The following is an 18,562-nucleotide window of genomic DNA, read 5'->3' as shown; positions in this document are numbered from 1 at the left end:
GGGCGAGCGAATGGACGGCAGGATGTTCGCTCGACTCGGCGCCGTCGTGTTCGTCGCCATCGCCATCACGGCGACAGTGATTGAGCTCACCCTCGAGCAGGATCCGCCGACATCACAACCGGCGCGTCCCCTTCAGACCGAACGTGACCCGCTGCGCGAGGGTCAGCGCCGGTGCCAGCAGCTCGGACAAAAGGCGGCCGAGGATAGCGAATGTCTGCGCGTCTGGGCCGAGACCCGCGACCGGTTCTTGCGCTCCACGCCGGCGCCCGCATCGCCCGCCTCCAACGAAGGGCGGTGAACCGTGGGCGGCGCCGGCGTCATCGACAATTTCCTCGGGGTCTTCACCCGCTATATCGACTCCGGCTTCGGTCTGCTCGGCGGCGAGGTCGCCTTCATCGCGACAACGCTCATCGTCATCGACGTGACGCTCGCCGCGCTGTTCTGGAGCTGGGGCGCGGATGACGACATCATCGCGCGGCTCGTCAAGAAGACCCTGTTCGTCGGCGTCTTCGCTTATCTGATCGGCAATTGGAACAACCTGGCGAAGATCGTCTTCGATTCCTTCGCGGGGCTCGGCCTCAAGGCGTCCGGCACGGGATTCACCGCGCAGGATCTGATGCGGCCGGGAAAGGTGGCCCAAACCGGCCTCGACGCCGCCCGGCCATTGCTCGAATCCATCTCGGACCTGATGGGCTGGATCGCCTTCTTCGAGAACTTCATCCAGATCGCCTGCCTGCTGTTCGCCTGGGCGCTGGTCATTCTGGCCTTCTTCATTCTGGCCATCCAACTCTTCGTCACCCTCATTGAATTCAAGCTCAGCACCCTGGCCGGTTTCGTCCTGATCCCCTTCGGCCTGTTCGGCAAGACCGCCTTCATGGCCGAACGGGTCCTCGGCAACGTCATCTCGTCCGGCATCAAGGTGCTGGTGCTCGCCGTCATCATCGGCATCGGCTCGACACTGTTCAGCCAGTTCACGGCCGGCTTCGGCGGCGCGACACCGACCATCGATGACGCCATGGCCGTCGTGCTGGCCGCGATGTCGCTGCTCGGCCTCGGAATTTTCGGCCCCGGCATCGCATCCGGTCTCGTCAGCGGTGGTCCCCAGCTCGGGGCGGGCGCCGCGGTCGGCACCGGTCTTGCCGCCGGCGGGATAGTGCTTGCGGGCGGCGCCGCCGCCGGCTTAGCCGCGAAAGGAGGCGCTGCTGCCTTCTCGACAGGCGCGGCCGCTGTGCGTGGCGGTGCGACCGCAGCCGGCGCCGTCTCGGCCGCCTACAGCCTCGGCTCGCTTGGACAGTCCGGCGCGGCCGGTGTCGCATCCGGGCTAAGTGGTGTTGCGCGCGCGGCCGGCGGGGCGGCGACGTCACCGCTTCGCCGCGCGATGACAGGCGTCCAGTCCAGCTTCTCCGATGGCGCGAAGGCCGGTTTCGGCGCGACTGGCGGCTCCTCGACCATGGGCACGGTCGGCGACGCGGCCGAATCTCCGTCCGGATCGACCCAGCCATCCAATGCATCGCCTGGCTGGGCGCAGCGCATGCGCCAATCCAGCCATATGGGCCACGCCGTCCAAACGACCGCGCACGCCGTCCGTTCCGGCGATAGCCACGGCTCCGGCTCTTCCGTCAATCTCTCCGAAAGCGACCGCTCATGAACCTCTTTAAGCGACCGGCAACCCATTACGGCAAGACGCCGGAACCCGAGACGCCATACCAGCGCGCGGCACAGGTCTGGGACGAGCGTATCGGCTCCGCCCGCGTGCAGGCGAAGAACTGGCGTTACATGGCCTTCGGATCGCTAATCCTCTCTGCCGGTTTCGCGGCCGCGCTCGTCTGGCAGTCGGCACGCGGGACCGTCGTGCCGTGGGTGGTGCAGGTCGATAATCTCGGCCAGGCGCAGACGGTCGCCCCCGCGACCGCCGACTACCGTCCGACCGATCCTCAGGTGGCGTGGCACCTCGGCCGCTTCATCGAACAGGTCAGGAGCATCCCCGCCGACCCGATCATCGTGCGCCAGAATTGGCTGCGCGCCTATGAATGGACGACCGATCGCGGCGCTGCCGCGCTCAACGACTATGCCCGCGCCAACGACCCGTTCACCAAGGTCGGCAGGCAACAGATCGCCGTCGAGGTGTCGAGCGTCATCCGCGCTTCCCCTGACAGCTTCCGGGTCGCCTGGACCGAGCGTCACTACGAAAACGGCCAGATCTCCTCGACGCAGCGCTGGACCGCGATCCTGACCGTCGTGATCCAGCCGCCGCGTGATGCCGAACGGCTCCGAGCCAATCCGCTCGGCATCTACGTCAATGCGATCTCTTGGTCGCGGGAGATGAGCCAGTGAGCCGACCGACGATCCACACATCCGGCATTCCGGTTCTCCGTAAACCCACCTTCGCGGCTTTGCTGCTTTCCGCCACCGTGCTGTCGGGCTGCGCGACCTACAAGCCGCCAGAAATCAGCTACGACAACAACGTGCCGCCTCTGCCGGCGGTGCCCGCAGCCGCCACCGATGACCGGCCGCGGCCTCTGCACGTCCCGCCGGCCTGGACGGTCGCGCGCGGCGGCAATGCGGCCGGCACCCCGGCCGCACGTGTCGAGAACGCCAATGCCGCCGCCCGCGTCGAGCCGCGTCGCGAGGGCTATTACAACGCCATCCAGATTTATCCGTGGAGCGAGGGCGCGCTCTATCAGGTCTATGCCGCGCCGGGTCAGATCACCAACATCGCGCTGGAACCGGGCGAGAGCCTGACCGGTGCCGGCCCGATCGCGGCCGGCGACACGGCCCGCTGGATCATCGGTGACACCGAGAGCGGTTCGGGAACGACCCGCCGCGTCCATATCCTCGTGAAGCCGTCGCGCCCGGAGATATCAACCAACCTCGTCGTCACCACCGACCGGCGCACCTACATGATTGAACTGCGCGCCCGCGAAGCGCTCTACATGCCGGCCGTCGCATGGGCCTATCCGGCTCCGCCCGCAGGACAACGCCAGGCCGTTCCCGCCACGCCAGTCATCCCGGCCGTGGCGGCACGCAACTACCGCTATGGCCTGACTGGCGACAATCCGGCGTGGAAGCCGGTCGCCGTCTATGACGATGGCCGCCGGGTCTATGTCGAGTTCCCGCGCGGGATCGTGCAGGGCGAGATGCCGCCGATCTTCGTTCTCGGTTCGAATGGCGAGGCGCAGATCGTCAACAGCCGCGTTCACCAGCACATCCTGATCGTCGACCGCCTGTTCGGCGCGGCGGTGCTCCGCCTTGGCAGCGGCGACCGCCAGCAGGCCGTCAGGATTGTCCGCACCGACGGGAGGCCATCGTCATGACCGATACCGAAACCGATGCGGCCGCACCGATGCGGCTTCGCGCCGAACCGCCACGCGTCACCCGCCTGTCGCGCAAGGTGCTCGCCAGTGTTGGGGCCGTTGCGCTGGTCGGGCTCGGTGGCGCCCTGATCTACGCGCTCCAGACCCGCGATGGCAGTGGCAGCAACGAGGAACTCTATTCGACGACCAATCGGCAAACAGCCGATGGTCTCGCGGGCTTGCCGCGCGACTACACCGGGCCGGTCCTCGGCCCGCCGCTGCCCGGCGATCTCGGCCGTCCGATCCTCGACGCCCAAACGCGGGGCCAGCCGGTCGTGCCGCCACCGATGGCCGCGCCGGTCGTCGATGACGCGGAACGCCGCCGGCTGGCTGAGGAAGAGGCCGCCCGAACCTCACGCGTTTTCTTCCAGACGGCTCCGGGAACCGCGAGCACCGCCGGAACGCCGGGCGGGATGGCCTCACCGAATCTCACGGGCCTCGGCCTCAACGGCCAGCCTGGCCAGTCGACTGCGCAGGACCGCCAGTTGGCCTTCCTCAATGCCGCCGTGGACCGGCGCACGGTCGCGCCGGATCGCGTCATGCCGCCGGCCTCGCCCTATGTGCTTCAGGCCGGCGCGGTCATCCCGGCCGCGCTCATCACCGGCATCCGCTCCGATCTGCCCGGTCAGATCACCGCGCAGGTGACGGAGAACATCTACGACAGTCCGAGCGGCCGCTTCCTGCTCGTGCCCCAGGGTACCCGCATCATCGGCCAGTATGACAACAGCGTGCAGTTCGGCCAGCGCCGCGTGCTGCTCGTCTGGAACCGGCTCATTCTCCCCAATGGCCGCTCCATCGTGCTGGAACGCCAGCCCGGCGCCGACACCCAGGGCTACGCCGGTCTCGAGGATGGCGTCGATTACCACTGGTGGGATCTGATGAAGGCGGCCGGACTCTCGACGTTGCTCGCGGTTGGTGCGGAGCTCGCGACCAGCGATGAGGACCGCCTGATCCGCGCCATTCGCGACGGGACGCAGGACACCATCAACCAGGCCGGACAGCAGATCATCCAGCGCCAGTTGCAGGTGGCTCCGACGTTGACCATCCGGCCGGGCTTCCCTGTCCGCGTCATTGTCACCCGCGACCTCGTATTCGAGCCCTACGGAGGTTGACATGGCTAACCTGAAACTCGGCGCGATCGCGGATGACAAACCTGTCAAGGTCACTGTCGAGCTGCCGGCCTCGGTTCACCGCGACCTCGTTGCCTATTCCGAGATCCACGGTCGCGAAACGGGCCAGTCGGTTGCCGATCCCGCGCGCCTGATCGCGCCTATGATCGAGCGCTTCATGGCGACGGACAGGGGCTTCGCGAAGTTGCGTCGGGCGAGCGGCCGAGACGGCCGGATGGGCTCGCCGGGTCCAAGCATTCCTTCTGACCGACCTGCCGGCGCAGCGCCTCGACATGCCTCTCGCGAGGCTGAGTAATCGCCGAAAGGCAGGATTGTCGTTTCTCGGCGACCAGATAGTGCAGAACGGAAGCGTTTCACCGATCAGAGGCCGATAGGTCACGCCTGGAAGCTGCGCCGCTGTCGTGGCCTCGCTCGTCAGAGTCAGCAGTTCGCAGCCCCCGGCGGCGATCTGCATTAATGTGTCACGATAATGGTCTCGCGCATGCAGGTCGTCGAGAACAGCGTCGTCCCGCCCCTCTCGGTGGTCACCGCGTTCAGCCAGCCGCCCCGACAGCCTGTAAGCCTCGAGCAGTTGCATGTGGGAGCCACCGAGGAAGCCGATGTCGACGGCGTCGCCGTCGAGTTGCGGCGCGCTCTCGCCAGTGCCCCAGAAGTCGACGACGACCGACTGTAGCCCACGGGAAACCAGCCTCGTCCATACCAGGGCATGCAAAGATAGAAGACCAAGCTCAGACGCCGAAAGCGTTAGCCTCAATCCGCACAGAACCCCTTTGCCAACGCGCGTCTATAATTACAAGTTTTTGTTGCTCACGCTGAACTCAACTCAGTCGCATAACATGCTGTAATTTGGCTGTTCCGCAATTAAAATACTTTATGGACTCCTCCAAAATCAGCTTATCATCCTCATCCCACAGAACACCCTTAATGATATATGGACTTATTAGACGTCCATGTAATTTCAATATCTCAACAAGAGCCGCCCTGGCAATAGACTGGTCCGCATCCAGAGAATCGCATAGTATTTCTACCAACCTGCACCCTAATACATCATCTCTACATTCGATGAAGTACTCTTTGCAGAGCTGTATTGCCGCCGACCGCCTTATATCATCACTGGCCCCACTGATTATAAGCTGTCCGATCAGACCCCTGTAACGATTAACAAGCCCCAGATGACGGCAGAGGCATATCAGCGCAACATCGGCATATGCATCGTTTTCTTCACCAAGAAGGAATTGCTCCAAGAGTTCCGCGTCATCCGGATTGCCACAATATCCAATCACATAGAGCCCAGCTGTAATCGGCTCGCGGCGCTCCCGCAGCATCCGCCTAGCATACTCAACCTCATCCGGCAGAACGCCGCCCGGTGATACCCCCTGCGCCCGGTCCCGGATATCCCGAATGTCATACTTCTCGATCATTAAAGATCCTATTCGTCCCTATCCGGGCCACCCGCGGCGTCGCTGATCGCCCGCACGCTCTTCAGGTGGTCGCGGTGCAGGAAGAACGTCGCCCCGCCCACCCGCTTCACGTCCGGATGCGGGTACTTCGTCCAGGTCCCGTCCGGCGCCCGCTCCAGATCAGGCCCGAGGTACAGCGTCTGCTGGCTCGTCGTGCCGGCATAGACCCCCTTCTGCAGCCGCGCCCCGTCCGGCCCGTAGGTGAACACCACCGACTTGCCGCCGACGTAGACGCTCTTGAGCCGACGCTCCGTGTCCCAGGTGAAGGTGCGCGTGCCGTCCGACAGCACGTTGCCGACCGCGTCGTACAGGTAGCGCTTGCCCCCCACGAGCGTCGGCGCATGCTATTCGCTAGCATTCTTACCGGCAACATAGCTCATCGGCCAAGGCCACTCGCGGCTCGAATACACCCGAAATCCCCGAGTAACGGCTGCGATAGCATACGTAAATATGAGCACATCCGTCCCAAATTTATCCGCAGCCGGGCACCAGACAGAAGGATGGCCCCCTTCAATCCAACTCGCTAGAGCTATCATAATTATAACAAACACATAATACGCAATTTTATACCTGACAAAATGCCTTCCGTCAAAGGGATACCTGCCAGTTTCACCTAAAATAAATATATACACCAGAGAGAACAATATTAAAATCGGCCCGAACGAGGCTATCTCTCCCCGCTGTAACCCCGTGACCGCAAGAGCCGCGACCCCCATTGCAAACAGCCAGTATAGAATTCGTTCTCTTGACGTCGGCATCGTCTCACTCCTCGCAGAATCACTTTCACAGGCGCTATTGGCCGGCCAGCGACGGCGCCACCTGGCTCGACCGGGAGCTTCCCTCACGCGACCGCACGCCACCCGCCGAGGCCGGCTTCGGTCGCGCGGTGAGCGAGGCGATGGGCTGGCGCCGACAGGCCCTCGTCGACATGGGCCATGCCGTCCGGCACACCGACGGGAGCTTCCGCGCACCGAAGGACCTTCTCCAGCGTCTCGCGCAGGCCGAGATCGCCCGCGTCGGTCGTGCGATGGCGGCCGAGCGCGGGCTTGCCTTCGTCCAGGCCAAACCGGCGACTATGTCTCCGGCACCCTCATCGGCACGTCCACCCTCGCCTCCGGCCGCTATGCCATGATCGAAAACGGCCTCGGCTTCCAGCTCGTGCCCTGGCAGCCGGTGCTCGACGGGCGGATCGGGCAGCACATCGCCGGCGTCGCACGCGACGGTGATGGCGTCGACTGGAGCTTCGGCAGGAAGCGGGGGCGGGAGATCGGGATGTAAGTGTCGGGAGCGGGCTGTACCGGCCGGCGCTCTGGGACAGAGATAAGGTCTCAAGGGGGCCGATTGCAGACAGTCAGCTTCTGGATGCCAAAACGCGGAAGCGGACGGAGCCCGAACTTGGTGAGTCGTTAGGCGACCAGCGCGAGCAGGCTACGAATACAGGCCCAACGTTTGCCTCGAAAATAGCTGCCGGCCCGCGCTGAAGATTGTATGCCGACTAGGCGGAGCGCGCGATCCGGAGACCAGAGTTCGCCATCTCCCGTCTCGCGCATTTGCCAGATCGCACAGCCGCTCATACCCCCGATTGGCGGGATGTCGATGATCGCGCCGTCCGGGCCGATGGCATCTCGGGGGAGCTGGAGGAACAGGTCGAGCGTCGGTTCGGCGGGGGGCATGGCACCGACGAGGATGTCGTGCATTAGCGCGGTGATGATGCTGGTCGGTCGTCCGGTGATCCGCAATTCCTTCTTGTTGAGCGTCGCCGACGGAAAGCCAATGAGCATGAGCTCTCTGCTAGGGTCGACTTCGCCCCCAATCGCCGCGTCGACGACGCGCCAACCGGCTTCGACAATCTCGATTATCTGCCGGTCCAGGATTTCGATGCCGACGATGTCAATGTCAGTGCCGGGCAGATCGCACGGCTTGTGGACGAGGAGATTGCCGAGCGTATGTAAGCCAGATCCTTCCGGCGATAGCGGGATTGCGATCTGCTCGGGTTTGCAATTGTCGAGGATATGCCGAGCGGTCAGCAGTATTCGTTTCTCGCCGACGGCGACAAAGGTGCCTGTCGCCAAGTGATCTGCGTCCTCGCCAAGAGCGTGGAACAGCGGGACCGCCGCGCGAAACCCCAAGATGTCGAGCGCCTGTATCTGGTGTGCATTGATTACCGATTTCACGCTGTTTCTTGCCCTATCGGTGTCATACGCAGATTAAAAAGGATTGAGGCCGAGTGCGGACCGGCAGGTTTCAGGGGGCGATGCAACCAAAACAGCCTGCGACAGCCCATACTTATCCAAATTGTGAAACGGCTCTTTCGAGGATCGGCGCCGTCAAAGCAGATTCCGGGAGGACGCGGTAAGCCGACGACCTAAGCGCAAAGATCTCCGATCTCGCGCTCGATGGGCCTGAAGCGCTCCTTGACCTCCTCGCCCGCGTAGAAGGCGAGCATATCGTCCTTGGTAAGTGTTCCGTCGGCAAGAAATTTGACAAGGTAGCGCTGGTTGAACTCGGCCAGAAGGATGCTCTTCTCGATATGCGAAAGAACCTGCTTCATATTTTCGATATTGGCGATTACCAAATGCTTCACTAGTGCCATATCTCGCGCATCTTTGATCAGCCGGTTCACGATGATCTTGAGGATATCGGTGTCGAGCTCGATCGCCTTCGCGTTTAGCGCGATGTCGCGCGCAAGCATGTAGGCGATGGCGAGATTGCGATAATCACCCTTCTGGGAATCAATGATCGCGATCAGGCCGATACCGGGCAGAAACTTCAGGTCTTGAACGGCGCCCAGAATGCTGTTGTCAACCAGCGAGGCGTCGAACACGATGATCCCAACTTGGCCGTCGCGATTCGCCTGAGCTTCGAGTAACTGACTCCAAGCGGTATCCGCCTTCTTCGTGAAGACGTCTTTGGTGCGAATATCGCCGAGCCGGATACTCTTGTCGAACTTGCATTCGATCGCGATCCGCTTTCCGCTGTCGCCGGCCAGATGGCAGACGATGTCGCCCGTCTTATTGCGCCGGAGTGTGCCCACGCGATCGCCGGTCAACTCGATCCGGTCGGCGATTTTTTGGCGCACGAGGAACTCCGACAGGAAATCGGCGATGTCTGCCTCAGCGAGTACGCCCTTGACCGCGGAACGATAGAAAAGCTCCTTCTTCATGTCGAAGATGAGCTTCAAGCTTTCCAATTCGGTACCTAGCTCGTTCGCGGTCCTCGAGAGGAAGCTCGAAAGGCGGTCCTCCATGAGTGCGAGGACGCCGATGTAGAGCGCCTTGTAAAACTGTTCGTCGCGGTCGGTGGCGGCAACCTTGTTGAAGAACTCGAACAGGATTTTATTGTCGACCTCGAAGGCGCCGACCTGAACGCGATTGTTTTTCTGATCGAGGCTGACAAGTGGCATGTTAGACCCGGCTGTAGCGATAATGACCCTTGATGGCGGTCGCGAGGAAGTTCCCCTTGGATGCGGCCTGGTCGAAGGCTTGGGCAATATGCGCCGGCACCTCATAATACTGATAGCGGGTGCCATTAAGAAACTCGACTTCGAGCAGCAGCTGATCCTTATCGTAGCGGATTGCCGCAACGTTCGACGATGTGAAGAGGGCGAAGTCCTGCCAGGCCATATGCGTCATTCCTTCTTTGGGGGGATGGGGCGGGGTGGGCACCGGGTTCTGTTGCAGCCAGGTCTCGACGAACGATCGATAGTCCGCAGCAAAGTGCGTCTGCAGGTTCCAACCGCCGGGCGTCATTGAGACCTCCGGCGCCGCTTCGTCACAGATGAGCGGGTCCTGACTGTCAGGACGTCGATCCCTTGGAGGCGCCTGAATCATCGTGCGCATCGGCAGCCTAACCGCTTCGCCGAGGATGATCGCCTCGCCAGTACGCAGCACCGGCAACATGCTTGTCAGACCTTCGAGATTGTCGGATAGCGCGTTCGTCACATGCGAGCGATCGGTGGCATTGCTCAGGCGCATCGCAAAGAAGGTTCCGCATTGCGACAGGATCGTCGGATTTATCTCGGCGGGACGCTGACTGACGATCATCGCGCCTATACCATATTTCCGACCTTCCTTAACGATACGCTGGGTCGCGATCGAAGCGGCACTGCTGCCATTGTCGCCCAGATAGCTGTGGGCCTCCTCCATCACGACAAGCAGCGGGCGCTCGCGCCCGCCCTCGGATAGGTTCCGGGCCCAAAACAGGCCATCATAGAGAACCCGTAGAATGCTGCCGATGATGTCGTTCGTCACCGTCGAGGGAATGCCCGACAAATCTAGGATCGTGATGGGTTTTTCACTCCCAAGCCACTGCCCGACAAGATCCGCAAGGGTCTTTGTCGTCTTGCCATCTAGGCCAGGATGCCAATCGCCGGCCCTCAGCAAGAAGTCATAACGGGCAACGCGAAGGCGGGCACCGAGCGCCTCGAGCGGCCCCCGAATGTTGAGGGCATCCGGGAGATAGTTGATTTTCTCCGGATCGGACGCGACATTTTTGACCTTACGAAAGCGCGGCGGAGCACCGGCCTGCGCGTCCCCCATGATCTTCGTACCCAAAGCATCGCATTCATAGGCCCAGGTCGCCGTATCTGTGGGGTTCGCGCCTCCGGCGCTGAGATAGGTTCCGAATTCGCGGCAATATAGGTCGTACCAAAGCTTGTTGAGCGAGAAAGGCACCGGACTGTCGACCGTGATGCTTGCCGGATCGACACCGGCGATGGGTTGTGCGGCCAGGCTCGCAATCTTGGCCTCAAGGATCTGTTCGAGGATGATGTTGCGAGCCTTGCCGTCGGTCGGAAGAGATCCCAAGGTCACACGTAGAAGCTCGTCGAAGCTTAGCGCCCAGAAGGGAATGCACAGCCTGTGTTCATTGGCCTTGCGGCTGTCCGGACTGATCTTGAAGATGTTCGCACGATCGCCGAGCGCCTTGGCATATTCGCCGTGCAGGTCGAGCACCACGATCCGCGCAGAGGGGAAACGGCCTTCGTCCGACAGGACATTCAGGAGTCCTGCGACCGTTGTCGACTTGCCCGAGCCTGTCGTCCCAACGACCGCGCTATGGCGAGTCACGAGCTTGTTGACGTCGACCAGCGCGTCGATCGATTCGCTGCCCGCCACATGGCCAACGCGGACCAAATGATTCTGCTTGTCCGAGCGACCGTATATCGCTTGGAGGTCGGCCTCGGAGACAAGATGGACCTCATCTTCGAAGGTCGGATACTGCGATATGCCGCGCTGAAATCGGCCGGACCGATAGCCCTCACCGATCAGCTGGACCGTCATCCAGCGCAGGCCGTTGGGCATAGAGAGAGCGGCTTTCTCTGGCACCGCGCTTGCCCCCACTTGCGACACAATGCCGTAGAGATCGACATAGCCGACCGGTATTTTGACGAAGCTGCCGATCTGACCGATCTTATGGCCTTGGCCGTGGACGAAGCTCAGCCCCGAGAAGCGATCGGAGGTCAGGGTGACGCTGACCGACGTCCCGCTCACATCCTGTACCGTTCCGATGACGGTTGCCCGGGCGGCAAGGTCAGACCGGATCATCACTTATCCCGTCACCAGAGAGCCCGCGCAGGAGCGCGCCCAGGGCAGCAAAGTCACCGAGCCGCAGTGCGACCTTGTCGCCATCCTTCACAAGGATGCTGGGCGGCAGCCCGAGGTCACCTGCTCCGTCGCTTGCCCATTCACCCAGATTGCGGCCGATGACCGCCTTGTCGAACGCCAGCAGGCTCAGATTGGGTGTCGCCAGCGCGCATTGTCGCGCCAGCGCGTAATTCGGCGTATCGAGATTTCCGAAGACAAAAGCGAAGACATGCGCGTTTGGATTGGCCTCGAGACTGCGGCAGATGACGTCGTTGATATGCTGGTCGGCGAAGGAATAGCCGCAGATGAATAGCAGCGCGGAGGGTGCGAGCAAAAACGCTTTCAGGCGATCTAGCATCGCGAGATAAGGCATCTTACGGCTCTGGTCATACTTGAGGTGCGACGGGTAGATTAGATAGCTTTGCGCATCGGTCTTCTGGTCGCTACGCACCACCTCGGTCTTGTTTTCCAAGCGCCAGTTGAGCGACCCGTGAATTTTCCAGAGCCTTGTCCAACGCGGCGGCAACACCTCTTCATCCTCGACAGCGCCAAGGTCGAAGAACGCCTTTCGCGCTCCGATAAAGCCATCGAAGTAGGGTGCCGAACTTTCCTCGAGCGCCTGCTCCATCAGCAGATCATAGTTGGTGGTGAACAAATGGACGGGCCTCTCGCGGCGGATCGAACGACTCCAGATCGCGAGATTATGATAGGGGCTGTCGGTGCTCGGTAAAGCACGATTGACCTCCTCGGAAATTACCTTACAGACCTCGGCGTCAAGCGCGTTGAGCTCGGCGGCGGTGAGTCCGCGCACATTTCCGGCCCCCGCCACGCTCGAGAAAACGCGGATCCGGCTGAGCAGTAGTTCAATATTGCCGCCGTCGCCGCCATCTTCCTGCACGATCTGAACGATCCTGTCCCAGCTATTGGGTTTTGCGGGGTCTTTGCTCGATAGGGTCTTGTCGATAACCTTGGTCAGCCCGGCTACGTCCCAGATCAGCGGGTCGGAAACGGCTTTTCCGCTCTCCTCGCGTTCATTGACTCGGATCGACAGCGGGCAGCCTGCGCCGAGGAAGAAACCGATCGGTTTACGGTTCTGCGACAGTGCTTGCTGAATGAAGCTGATCTGGCGGACTGGGTCGTGTTTATGCATGCCCCCCTCTGTATTGTAGCATCACCGCTGGCCCGTGGATCGAACCCACATGAATCAATAGTTTACTAAAAATCAACAGCACTCCAAAGACTCGTAAGCAATAGTCTTGCTATCTCACGATCGCCTAGCGCACCCTAGTTCGTGCACTTCATCAAAAATGGCAGGGCTACGCAATAGTCATTTGGTGATTTGGGTGCTGGTCAGTTTATGACTCTGAGCCGGCCGCCGGCGCTTGAAGGCCGAACGGCCGCCTCAGGATCGTGGGTGCCGGCAGGGAATGACCGATTGCAGGGCGCAAAACGGCGGTTCGTAGAATAGAGGCTGAACGTCCGCTTTCGGGCGACGGCAAAGTTTGCCTGAATGTCCGCAATGCGGCGCGTTGCAGACTCTCGCTTCGGGGCCGGGACCAAACATTTGGAAGCGAGAGGGCCAAAGTCCTTTACACCGCTTCGTAAATCGGTGCCTGCGATGAGCGTTGCTTCCAGTGCCGCTCGATCGGAATCATCCCATCGATACCGGGGGGGATCCCGCTGCCGAAGGCTAGCTCTCGAACATCGACCGCGACGACCTCCAGTTTCGACCGCTCTTCGGTCATGAGCACGAACTCGGTTATCTTTCCAGGCAGGCAATCCGACGATGCGGGGTAGACGAGCGCGAGCCGCTTGCAGCGGTACCGACTGGCATAGGCATTCATCTGATAAGCGTCACCACTCGTAACGCCCGAGTTCGGCTCGCCGAGATCGAGGCGCTTCCATTTTGCATCGAGGATGACGACGCTCTCGTCTCCGCTCTGAATGGTGATGTCAGGCCGCAGCTGGAAGCCCGACGTGGCGAGGTCTTTCACAGGACCCTGTAGCCCGACAGAGAGGCGACCACCCCCGAGCAGCTGACACGCGTGCCGGATGCGCAGCCCAAGCACCGCCTCGAAGAGCTTTTCCATGTTGAACAGCAGCGCCGATCCAGCGGCGTCGCCGGTTCGAACATCCGGATAGAGGCCTGACAGCAGCCAGCGGGCCCGCGCAAACACTGGCTCCCAGTGCCGGATGGTCCGGTCAAGGCGGAGCGATTCAATGTCGCGAACCCTGAGCCTGCGATCGGTCACCTCGTCAAAGCGATGAAGGAATGCCGTCACCATAGCCCGGGTTCTCGGGCTCAGTGCGAATCCAAGAAGGATGCGAAGGACCGCCTTCAGCGCTTGGTTGTAGGGGTTGTCGATGCTGCGCTCGTCGAAGCGACAGAGAAGATGAGAACGGTCGAAGGCGTTCGTGCGCAGGTGCTCGGTCAGCTCGAGGCGTCCGCGGATGGCCTTGAGGTTCTCCGTCTTCTCCGAGTACCGGGCAATGGCCCCGCCTCGGAGCGCTGATTTCACTTGGCTGCAGAAATCCTCGATGAAGACGTCCAGGAGGTGGCTGCGCTGTTGCCCAAGGCCAGCATCGCCAACCCGCTTCGACCCAAGCTCACCTGCTCGCGCGAGCATGGCCACCAGAAGGCCACGCATGTCTTTGCTGCTATCACTGTCATGGTCGATCTTCGGAAGTATCTCGATTGCCAGCTGCTCGGTTTGCAGGACTCCGCAGAACGGCCCGAACTTCAATGACCGATGGCCCCATGCGAGGACCCCGGGTGGCAGACGTCCAGCGAGTTTCGCGATGCCTTCTGCCTCGAGCTCGCTGATCTCGCCGACCGGGCCGATGCTGACGCTCTCCCTCTCTCGGAAGGTCAGGCGCCTCATTCCGGTGGCTCGTAGATCTTGCGGATTGCGTCCGGGGTGATGTCGTCTTCGCGAATGATCTCGAACGCCTCACCGTCCCTGATTTCGGCCGGGTCCGCCTTGGGAAAGAGCACAGCGGCATTCTGTGTCCGCGCGCGGACCAACTGCAGCTCCTCCTCCACGGCCTGGTCGGCGAGGACGTATCGGATCTGACGCCAGTCGTCGTAGAACGCCTCTTGCAGGAACGGCAGTATCTCCCGCGCAAATACACGGCGCAGCTCGTCGAAGGACTTCACGTGGTAGAAGTAGCTGTGGCCGAGAGTCTGGTCGCGATGCAGCAGGCGGGCCAGGCGGACATTCATGGCTTGCAGAAGCTGACGCAGGTCGATCGCATTGCCCTCGCCGTCGTCGATCGATTCAAGCAGTTCCGGCTTTGGCGTGAGTTCCTCAAACCTGAACCGGCGCCGTAAGGCGCTGTCGAGCAGTGCGATCGAGCGGTCCGCGGTGTTCATGGTACCGATCACGTCGACGTTCGCGGGCACACCAAAGCGCTCACCTGAGTAAGGGAGCGTCACTTCCAAGCCCTTGCAGCTCGCCGAGCGGTTTCCCGACGCATCGATGCGGATGCGCTTGTCCACCTCGACCAGCGTGATCAACTCGCCGAAGACCTTAGCGACGTTCCCGCGATTGATCTCGTCAATGAAGAGGGCGAACCGCTTGTCCGGCGAGCGCCGGGCGCGATCGCAAAGGCGCTTCAACACTCCCGGCCGCACCTCGTAGGTGATAGCGCCGTTCTTTGTAACGGGTCGAATTCCCTCAACGAAGTCCTCGTACGCGTAGTTCTGATGGAACGTCACGAACTCGCAGCGATCTCCATCCTCGTCTTGGTATCGCGGCAGATAATCGTTCTTCAGGCGGTACGTTTTGCCGGTACCTGGAGGGCCGTAGAGAATGAGGTTCAGGGGCGGCGCGAGTGTCTTTGGAAACGAATCTCCAGATCCGGCGTCGTCCCCCGGCGTCGTAGCGCCCGATACGATAGGTGGCAGCGCCTTCCATAGGCGCTCTAGGGTGCGGGCAGCCTTTGCCTTGATCTCTATTCCAGAAGACTGCGGGTTCCATTCCTGGCCGGGTTCGCGGCTTTGCAGCTGTTCCAGAGAGACGAATTCGTCCGTCGTTGCATCGCGGACGGAGTCGAATGCCACGTCAACGAAACGCGTCGTCTCGCCGGCGTCGGCACTGGCCTGTTCCCAGTGCTCCGCTTCATAGGGTGCGCGCGTGATCTTTCCGACAGCCACGACACCTTTCGGAGGATTGCCGGTGCGGATCAAAAAGACGCGGTCGCCCTCGCGCGGCTTGCTCGAGCTGCAGCGCCAACGGTTGTCAGCTTTCTCCCCGTTGATGGTCGTGGCGCGGTCGGTCGCGAGCGTCTCCCAGTTCCATCTGGAAGGGTTCCAGCTGAGGAGCCAGTTCTTCGTCCGGTTCTTCCACTGGGCCTCGAACTCGTCTTGGTAGAAATCTATGTCCGGGCCATGCTCGTTCTCAAGTCGGCGGCGCAGCTCGCGCAAGGCGCGGTCGATCTCGACTGTGCTCCACTTCTTGATCTCCTTCTCCGTCGTGTCTCCGAAGCCGGCGAGGATCAGGCGTTTGTCGCCCTCGGAACTGATCCGCTCGAACGTGTCAGGAAACAGAAGGTGCGGCAGGATGTGGATCAGCTGTCTGTGCCGCGCCTCCGGGAGGCCGCTCAGCCATCTAGCGAATGCCCACGGGTCGGCAGCGATCTGCTCGCGGTAGGAGGAATCGTGAGCCTTGAAATCGCGCAAGGCGCCGATGAGGAATACCAGCTCGCGCCAACGGTGCGTGTTGTATGCGGTTCCGGCGGAGCCGATGCCTTCCAGGACAGAGTCTTTCAGAAGAGGGTGGGTCGTGCTCAGGTCCTCTCCTGACCAAGACCAGATCTCCAGCACGTTCTCGCGCTTCCTGGCGGCGCCGACGTTCGATGGGAAGAGCAGCGTAAGCCAAAGGCTCTCGGCCATCAGCTGGCGGCAACTAGGGGAACCCTCTGAAAGCTGCACCTTCAATTTCGAGAGGAAATCACCTTCACCGGCGTCGAGATTCTGTACGAAGCGCTGATCGAGCTCGTCGAGCAAGGTGTTCGTCCAAAGGCTTCCGCGGTCCGACAAAGCCGATCGGTCTTCGAGGAAGCAGTTTTCCTTCCATATCGCAGCAGCGTCGTAGATCGGAGCGACGTGGTGATTTGGATTGAAACGAGACAATTGTCTTCTTTCCTGGTTTTTACGGTATCGCACTCGGTCGCTTAATTCTCATTGCCGAAGAAGGATGCTTGTTGTTGCCCCGCCGGTGCGGGCTGGTTGCGAAGAAAGTGCTGAGCCAATTTTTGAACTTTCTCGAACCGTAGCCGCGAGGGACTGCGCGTTCAATCGAGAGGGGTGCGTCGGCGCACGATTATCCTAAGGTTGTCCGAGGTACTGCGCTACCGAATCCGCCGCCACTCGCCCTCGACGGCGAGGGGGCGAGTGCGCTGTGGTCTACACAGCGTGTAGCCGGTCAATTTGACAACTTGAATCGGGTACCACCTTCTTGAAGAACAGACGGTCGTCGGCGGGTTTTGTTGCAATGTCCGCTCTCAGGTTAGTAAAGGCGGTGGCTTAACGTCCGATTTGGGGGCGCGAAGCAGTCATTCGTGATGCGATCCGCTTACAGCACCCGAGGGTTTGCGGTGCCTTGGACGGAAGCACCCTCAGGCGCCTACGACCCGCCCCCCACCGAGCGCTTCTTCCAGCAATTTGATCTGCATCGATCAGCTTGGCTTCTTGAGCCGCACGCCGGGGCCGCCACCATTTTCCGGAATGAACTCGACACCCGCCCCCTCAAACGTGCGGCGAATGCGCTCGAGGGTTGCCTCCTTAAGTGCTTCTCCCCGCTCGAAGCGCACAATCGTCTGGGTGGAGACTGCTGCTTCTCGGGCGAGCTCTAAAACACCCCAACCCAGTGCGGCCCTAGCCATACGGCACTGCACCGGCATCATAGTATCACCATAATATGGTGATTTGTGTTGCTCATATGCTGCTCAAGATGTAAAAGTCACCTGCGTCAAGCGGCCGGAAGCAGGCGTTGCAGCGCCCACTTCCAGCCTGACCACAACCCAAGCTGTTCAGGAGCTCGGATCATGGCTGATTCGAAGCGTAGCACGAGTCTATCCGGCGTCACGCGCCGCGCCTTGCTGGCATCCTCCCTCGCAGCCACGGCAACGCACGTTTCTCCCCTGGTGGCGGTCACCGCCGCAACCGAAGCCGATCCGGCGTTGATGGCGTGGCAGGCGTGGCGCGCCGCCCATGCGCGCACCTTGGTGCATTGTCGTGCTCAGCAGCAGCTTGAAGGCGTGCTGCGCGACAGCGTCGGGTTTTCCGTCGGACTGGAGGATCAAGCCGCATCGAGCCAAGCCTGGACACAGGCCGATGCACTCGTCGGCTATAGCCGGGCTCTGCTCGCCGAGGCCAAGGCCGCAGATGCGGAAGAGGAAATCGCCGAGGCCCTATGGGCTACACCGGCGACCTCGCTCGCCGGTGTAGCGGCCAAGCTCGATGCCATGCTGCGGCACGGCGAATGGTGCGAGGACTGCGACGAATTCCCATGGCCGCAATTACGCGGCGTGCTCGTCGACGTCGCGCGCCTTGGCGGCTTGGAAGACTGGCAGATCGACGGCGCTGCGTCCTGATCGGCGCCTCGACTACGCCTTTATGTTCCGCTGCCTTTGCACGAGGCGCACGGCTATGGCCGTGCGCAAGCCTTCAACGATCGTATCATCTCAGAGGCCCGCTCTCTGGTTAGCTCTCCTTGCAGAACCGGATTTGCAAGGATGTACACGACCTCCAATAATTTCTCCCTATACTCCGCCTCAAACTCTACGTCCTCGCGCCCCTCGATCATATTTGCCCATTTTTCAATTTCAGCTCGATCTATACGTCCTTGATCATACATTTCCAGCACACCAATAATGTCGGAACGCATTGCGATGTACGGAGACCCTTTAAAATCCCATATGAATTGCTTAAGATCGGCCTCAATCTCCTTCAAAGATTTGGAAAGACGGACCAGTGATCTAACCGTAGAAATTCGATCTGCCGATTTATTCACGATCACCCTCCTTATCTGTCT

At 61.4% G+C, this 18,562-nt stretch carries 17 protein-coding genes and 2 pseudogenes; 9 read left to right on the top strand and 10 right to left on the bottom strand.

The annotated features are described in order from the left end of the window. The first annotated feature begins 10 nt into the window (after window positions 1–10). The 7 genes and pseudogenes from trbK-alt to AL346_RS15300 all read left to right on the top strand — a co-directional run bounded on the left by trbK-alt (window position 11) and on the right by AL346_RS15300 (window position 5,156). The gene (gene trbK-alt / locus AL346_RS15330; protein ID WP_019404639.1) at window positions 11–298 is read left to right on the top strand and encodes a putative entry exclusion protein TrbK-alt; all 288 of its coding nucleotides are present in this window, start codon (window positions 11–13) and stop codon (window positions 296–298) included. A 3-nt stretch (window positions 299–301) separates the two neighbouring features. Then, entirely contained in the window at window positions 302–1,648 is a 1,347-nt protein-coding gene (gene trbL / locus AL346_RS15325; RefSeq protein ID WP_019404640.1) for a P-type conjugative transfer protein TrbL, read from the top strand. Then, complete coding sequence (gene trbF, locus AL346_RS15320) at window positions 1,645–2,334, top strand: conjugal transfer protein TrbF (protein WP_019404641.1); 690 nt, start codon at window positions 1,645–1,647, stop codon at window positions 2,332–2,334. The genes trbL and trbF overlap by 4 nt, the downstream gene beginning before the upstream one ends. Further along, complete coding sequence (trbG, locus tag AL346_RS15315; protein WP_050996771.1) at window positions 2,331–3,314, top strand: P-type conjugative transfer protein TrbG; 984 nt, start codon at window positions 2,331–2,333, stop codon at window positions 3,312–3,314. The genes trbF and trbG overlap by 4 nt, the downstream gene beginning before the upstream one ends. Next, window positions 3,311–4,465 (top strand): TrbI/VirB10 family protein, encoded by a 1,155-nt coding sequence (locus tag AL346_RS15310; RefSeq protein WP_019404643.1) that lies wholly within the window; start codon window positions 3,311–3,313, stop codon window positions 4,463–4,465. Before trbG ends, AL346_RS15310 begins: the two co-directional genes overlap by 4 nt. Window position 4,466: 1 nt before the next feature. After that, window positions 4,467–4,679 (top strand): annotated as a pseudogene (locus AL346_RS15305) (DUF2274 domain-containing protein); the annotation flags it as partial. A 285-nt stretch (window positions 4,680–4,964) separates the two neighbouring features. Beyond that, entirely contained in the window at window positions 4,965–5,156 is a 192-nt protein-coding gene (locus AL346_RS15300) for a hypothetical protein (RefSeq protein WP_026015570.1), read from the top strand. A gap of 145 nt (window positions 5,157–5,301) precedes the next feature. On the opposite strand, the gene AL346_RS25110 is transcribed toward AL346_RS15300, so the two are convergent. Both AL346_RS25110 and AL346_RS15290 read right to left on the bottom strand, forming a co-directional pair. Next, the gene (locus tag AL346_RS25110) at window positions 5,302–5,904 is read right to left on the bottom strand and encodes a hypothetical protein (protein WP_156332768.1); all 603 of its coding nucleotides are present in this window, start codon (window positions 5,902–5,904) and stop codon (window positions 5,302–5,304) included. An 8-nt stretch (window positions 5,905–5,912) separates the two neighbouring features. Then, window positions 5,913–6,272 carry a hypothetical protein gene (locus AL346_RS15290; RefSeq protein ID WP_019404647.1) on the bottom strand — a complete coding sequence of 120 codons (360 nt, stop codon included), beginning with the start codon at window positions 6,270–6,272 and terminating at the stop codon, window positions 5,913–5,915. A 386-nt stretch (window positions 6,273–6,658) separates the two neighbouring features. On the opposite strand from AL346_RS15290, the pseudogene AL346_RS24705 reads away from it, so the two are divergent. Next, window positions 6,659–7,221, top strand: a pseudogene (locus AL346_RS24705) (DUF3363 domain-containing protein). A gap of 128 nt (window positions 7,222–7,349) precedes the next feature. Here the strand turns inward: AL346_RS24705 and AL346_RS15285 are convergent. From AL346_RS15285 to AL346_RS25625, 7 genes are all read right to left on the bottom strand, one after another. Beyond that, window positions 7,350–8,117, bottom strand: a complete 768-nt coding sequence (locus tag AL346_RS15285) for a hypothetical protein (protein ID WP_019404650.1) — start codon at window positions 8,115–8,117, stop codon at window positions 7,350–7,352. 191 nt (window positions 8,118–8,308) lie between these two features. After that, a complete protein-coding gene (locus AL346_RS15280; RefSeq protein WP_019404651.1) occupies window positions 8,309–9,346 on the bottom strand; it encodes a hypothetical protein in 1,038 nt (345 codons plus the stop codon). A gap of 1 nt (window position 9,347) precedes the next feature. Next, window positions 9,348–11,486 carry a helicase HerA domain-containing protein gene (locus AL346_RS15275; RefSeq protein ID WP_019404652.1) on the bottom strand — a complete coding sequence of 713 codons (2,139 nt, stop codon included), beginning with the start codon at window positions 11,484–11,486 and terminating at the stop codon, window positions 9,348–9,350. Then, entirely contained in the window at window positions 11,473–12,675 is a 1,203-nt protein-coding gene (locus AL346_RS15270; protein WP_019404653.1) for an SIR2 family protein, read from the bottom strand. Before AL346_RS15270 ends, AL346_RS15275 begins: the two co-directional genes overlap by 14 nt. 439 nt (window positions 12,676–13,114) lie before the next feature. Next, window positions 13,115–14,407, bottom strand: coding sequence for an McrC family protein (locus tag AL346_RS15265; protein WP_019404654.1), 1,293 nt, complete (start codon window positions 14,405–14,407; stop codon window positions 13,115–13,117). Further along, window positions 14,404–16,533: an McrB family protein gene (locus AL346_RS15260; protein WP_245258970.1), complete on the bottom strand. Its 2,130-nt coding sequence runs from the start codon at window positions 16,531–16,533 to the stop codon at window positions 14,404–14,406. Before AL346_RS15260 ends, AL346_RS15265 begins: the two co-directional genes overlap by 4 nt. Window positions 16,534–17,204: 671 nt before the next feature. Beyond that, window positions 17,205–17,432: a helix-turn-helix transcriptional regulator gene (locus AL346_RS25625; RefSeq protein WP_026015572.1), complete on the bottom strand. Its 228-nt coding sequence runs from the start codon at window positions 17,430–17,432 to the stop codon at window positions 17,205–17,207. 141 nt (window positions 17,433–17,573) lie between these two features. On the opposite strand from AL346_RS25625, the gene AL346_RS15255 reads away from it, so the two are divergent. Next, complete coding sequence (locus AL346_RS15255) at window positions 17,574–18,122, top strand: hypothetical protein (protein ID WP_019404656.1); 549 nt, start codon at window positions 17,574–17,576, stop codon at window positions 18,120–18,122. Window positions 18,123–18,175: 53 nt separating this feature from the next. Here the strand turns inward: AL346_RS15255 and AL346_RS25105 are convergent, their stop codons facing one another. Beyond that, a complete protein-coding gene (locus tag AL346_RS25105; protein ID WP_156332767.1) occupies window positions 18,176–18,541 on the bottom strand; it encodes a hypothetical protein in 366 nt (121 codons plus the stop codon). Window positions 18,542–18,562: the final 21 nt, after the last annotated feature.

It is taken from the genome of Chelatococcus sp. CO-6, from assembly GCF_001271345.1.
Taxonomy (GTDB): Bacteria; Pseudomonadota; Alphaproteobacteria; order Rhizobiales; family Beijerinckiaceae; genus Chelatococcus_A; species Chelatococcus_A caeni.
This window is presented reverse-complemented; position numbering and strand designations above follow the sequence as displayed.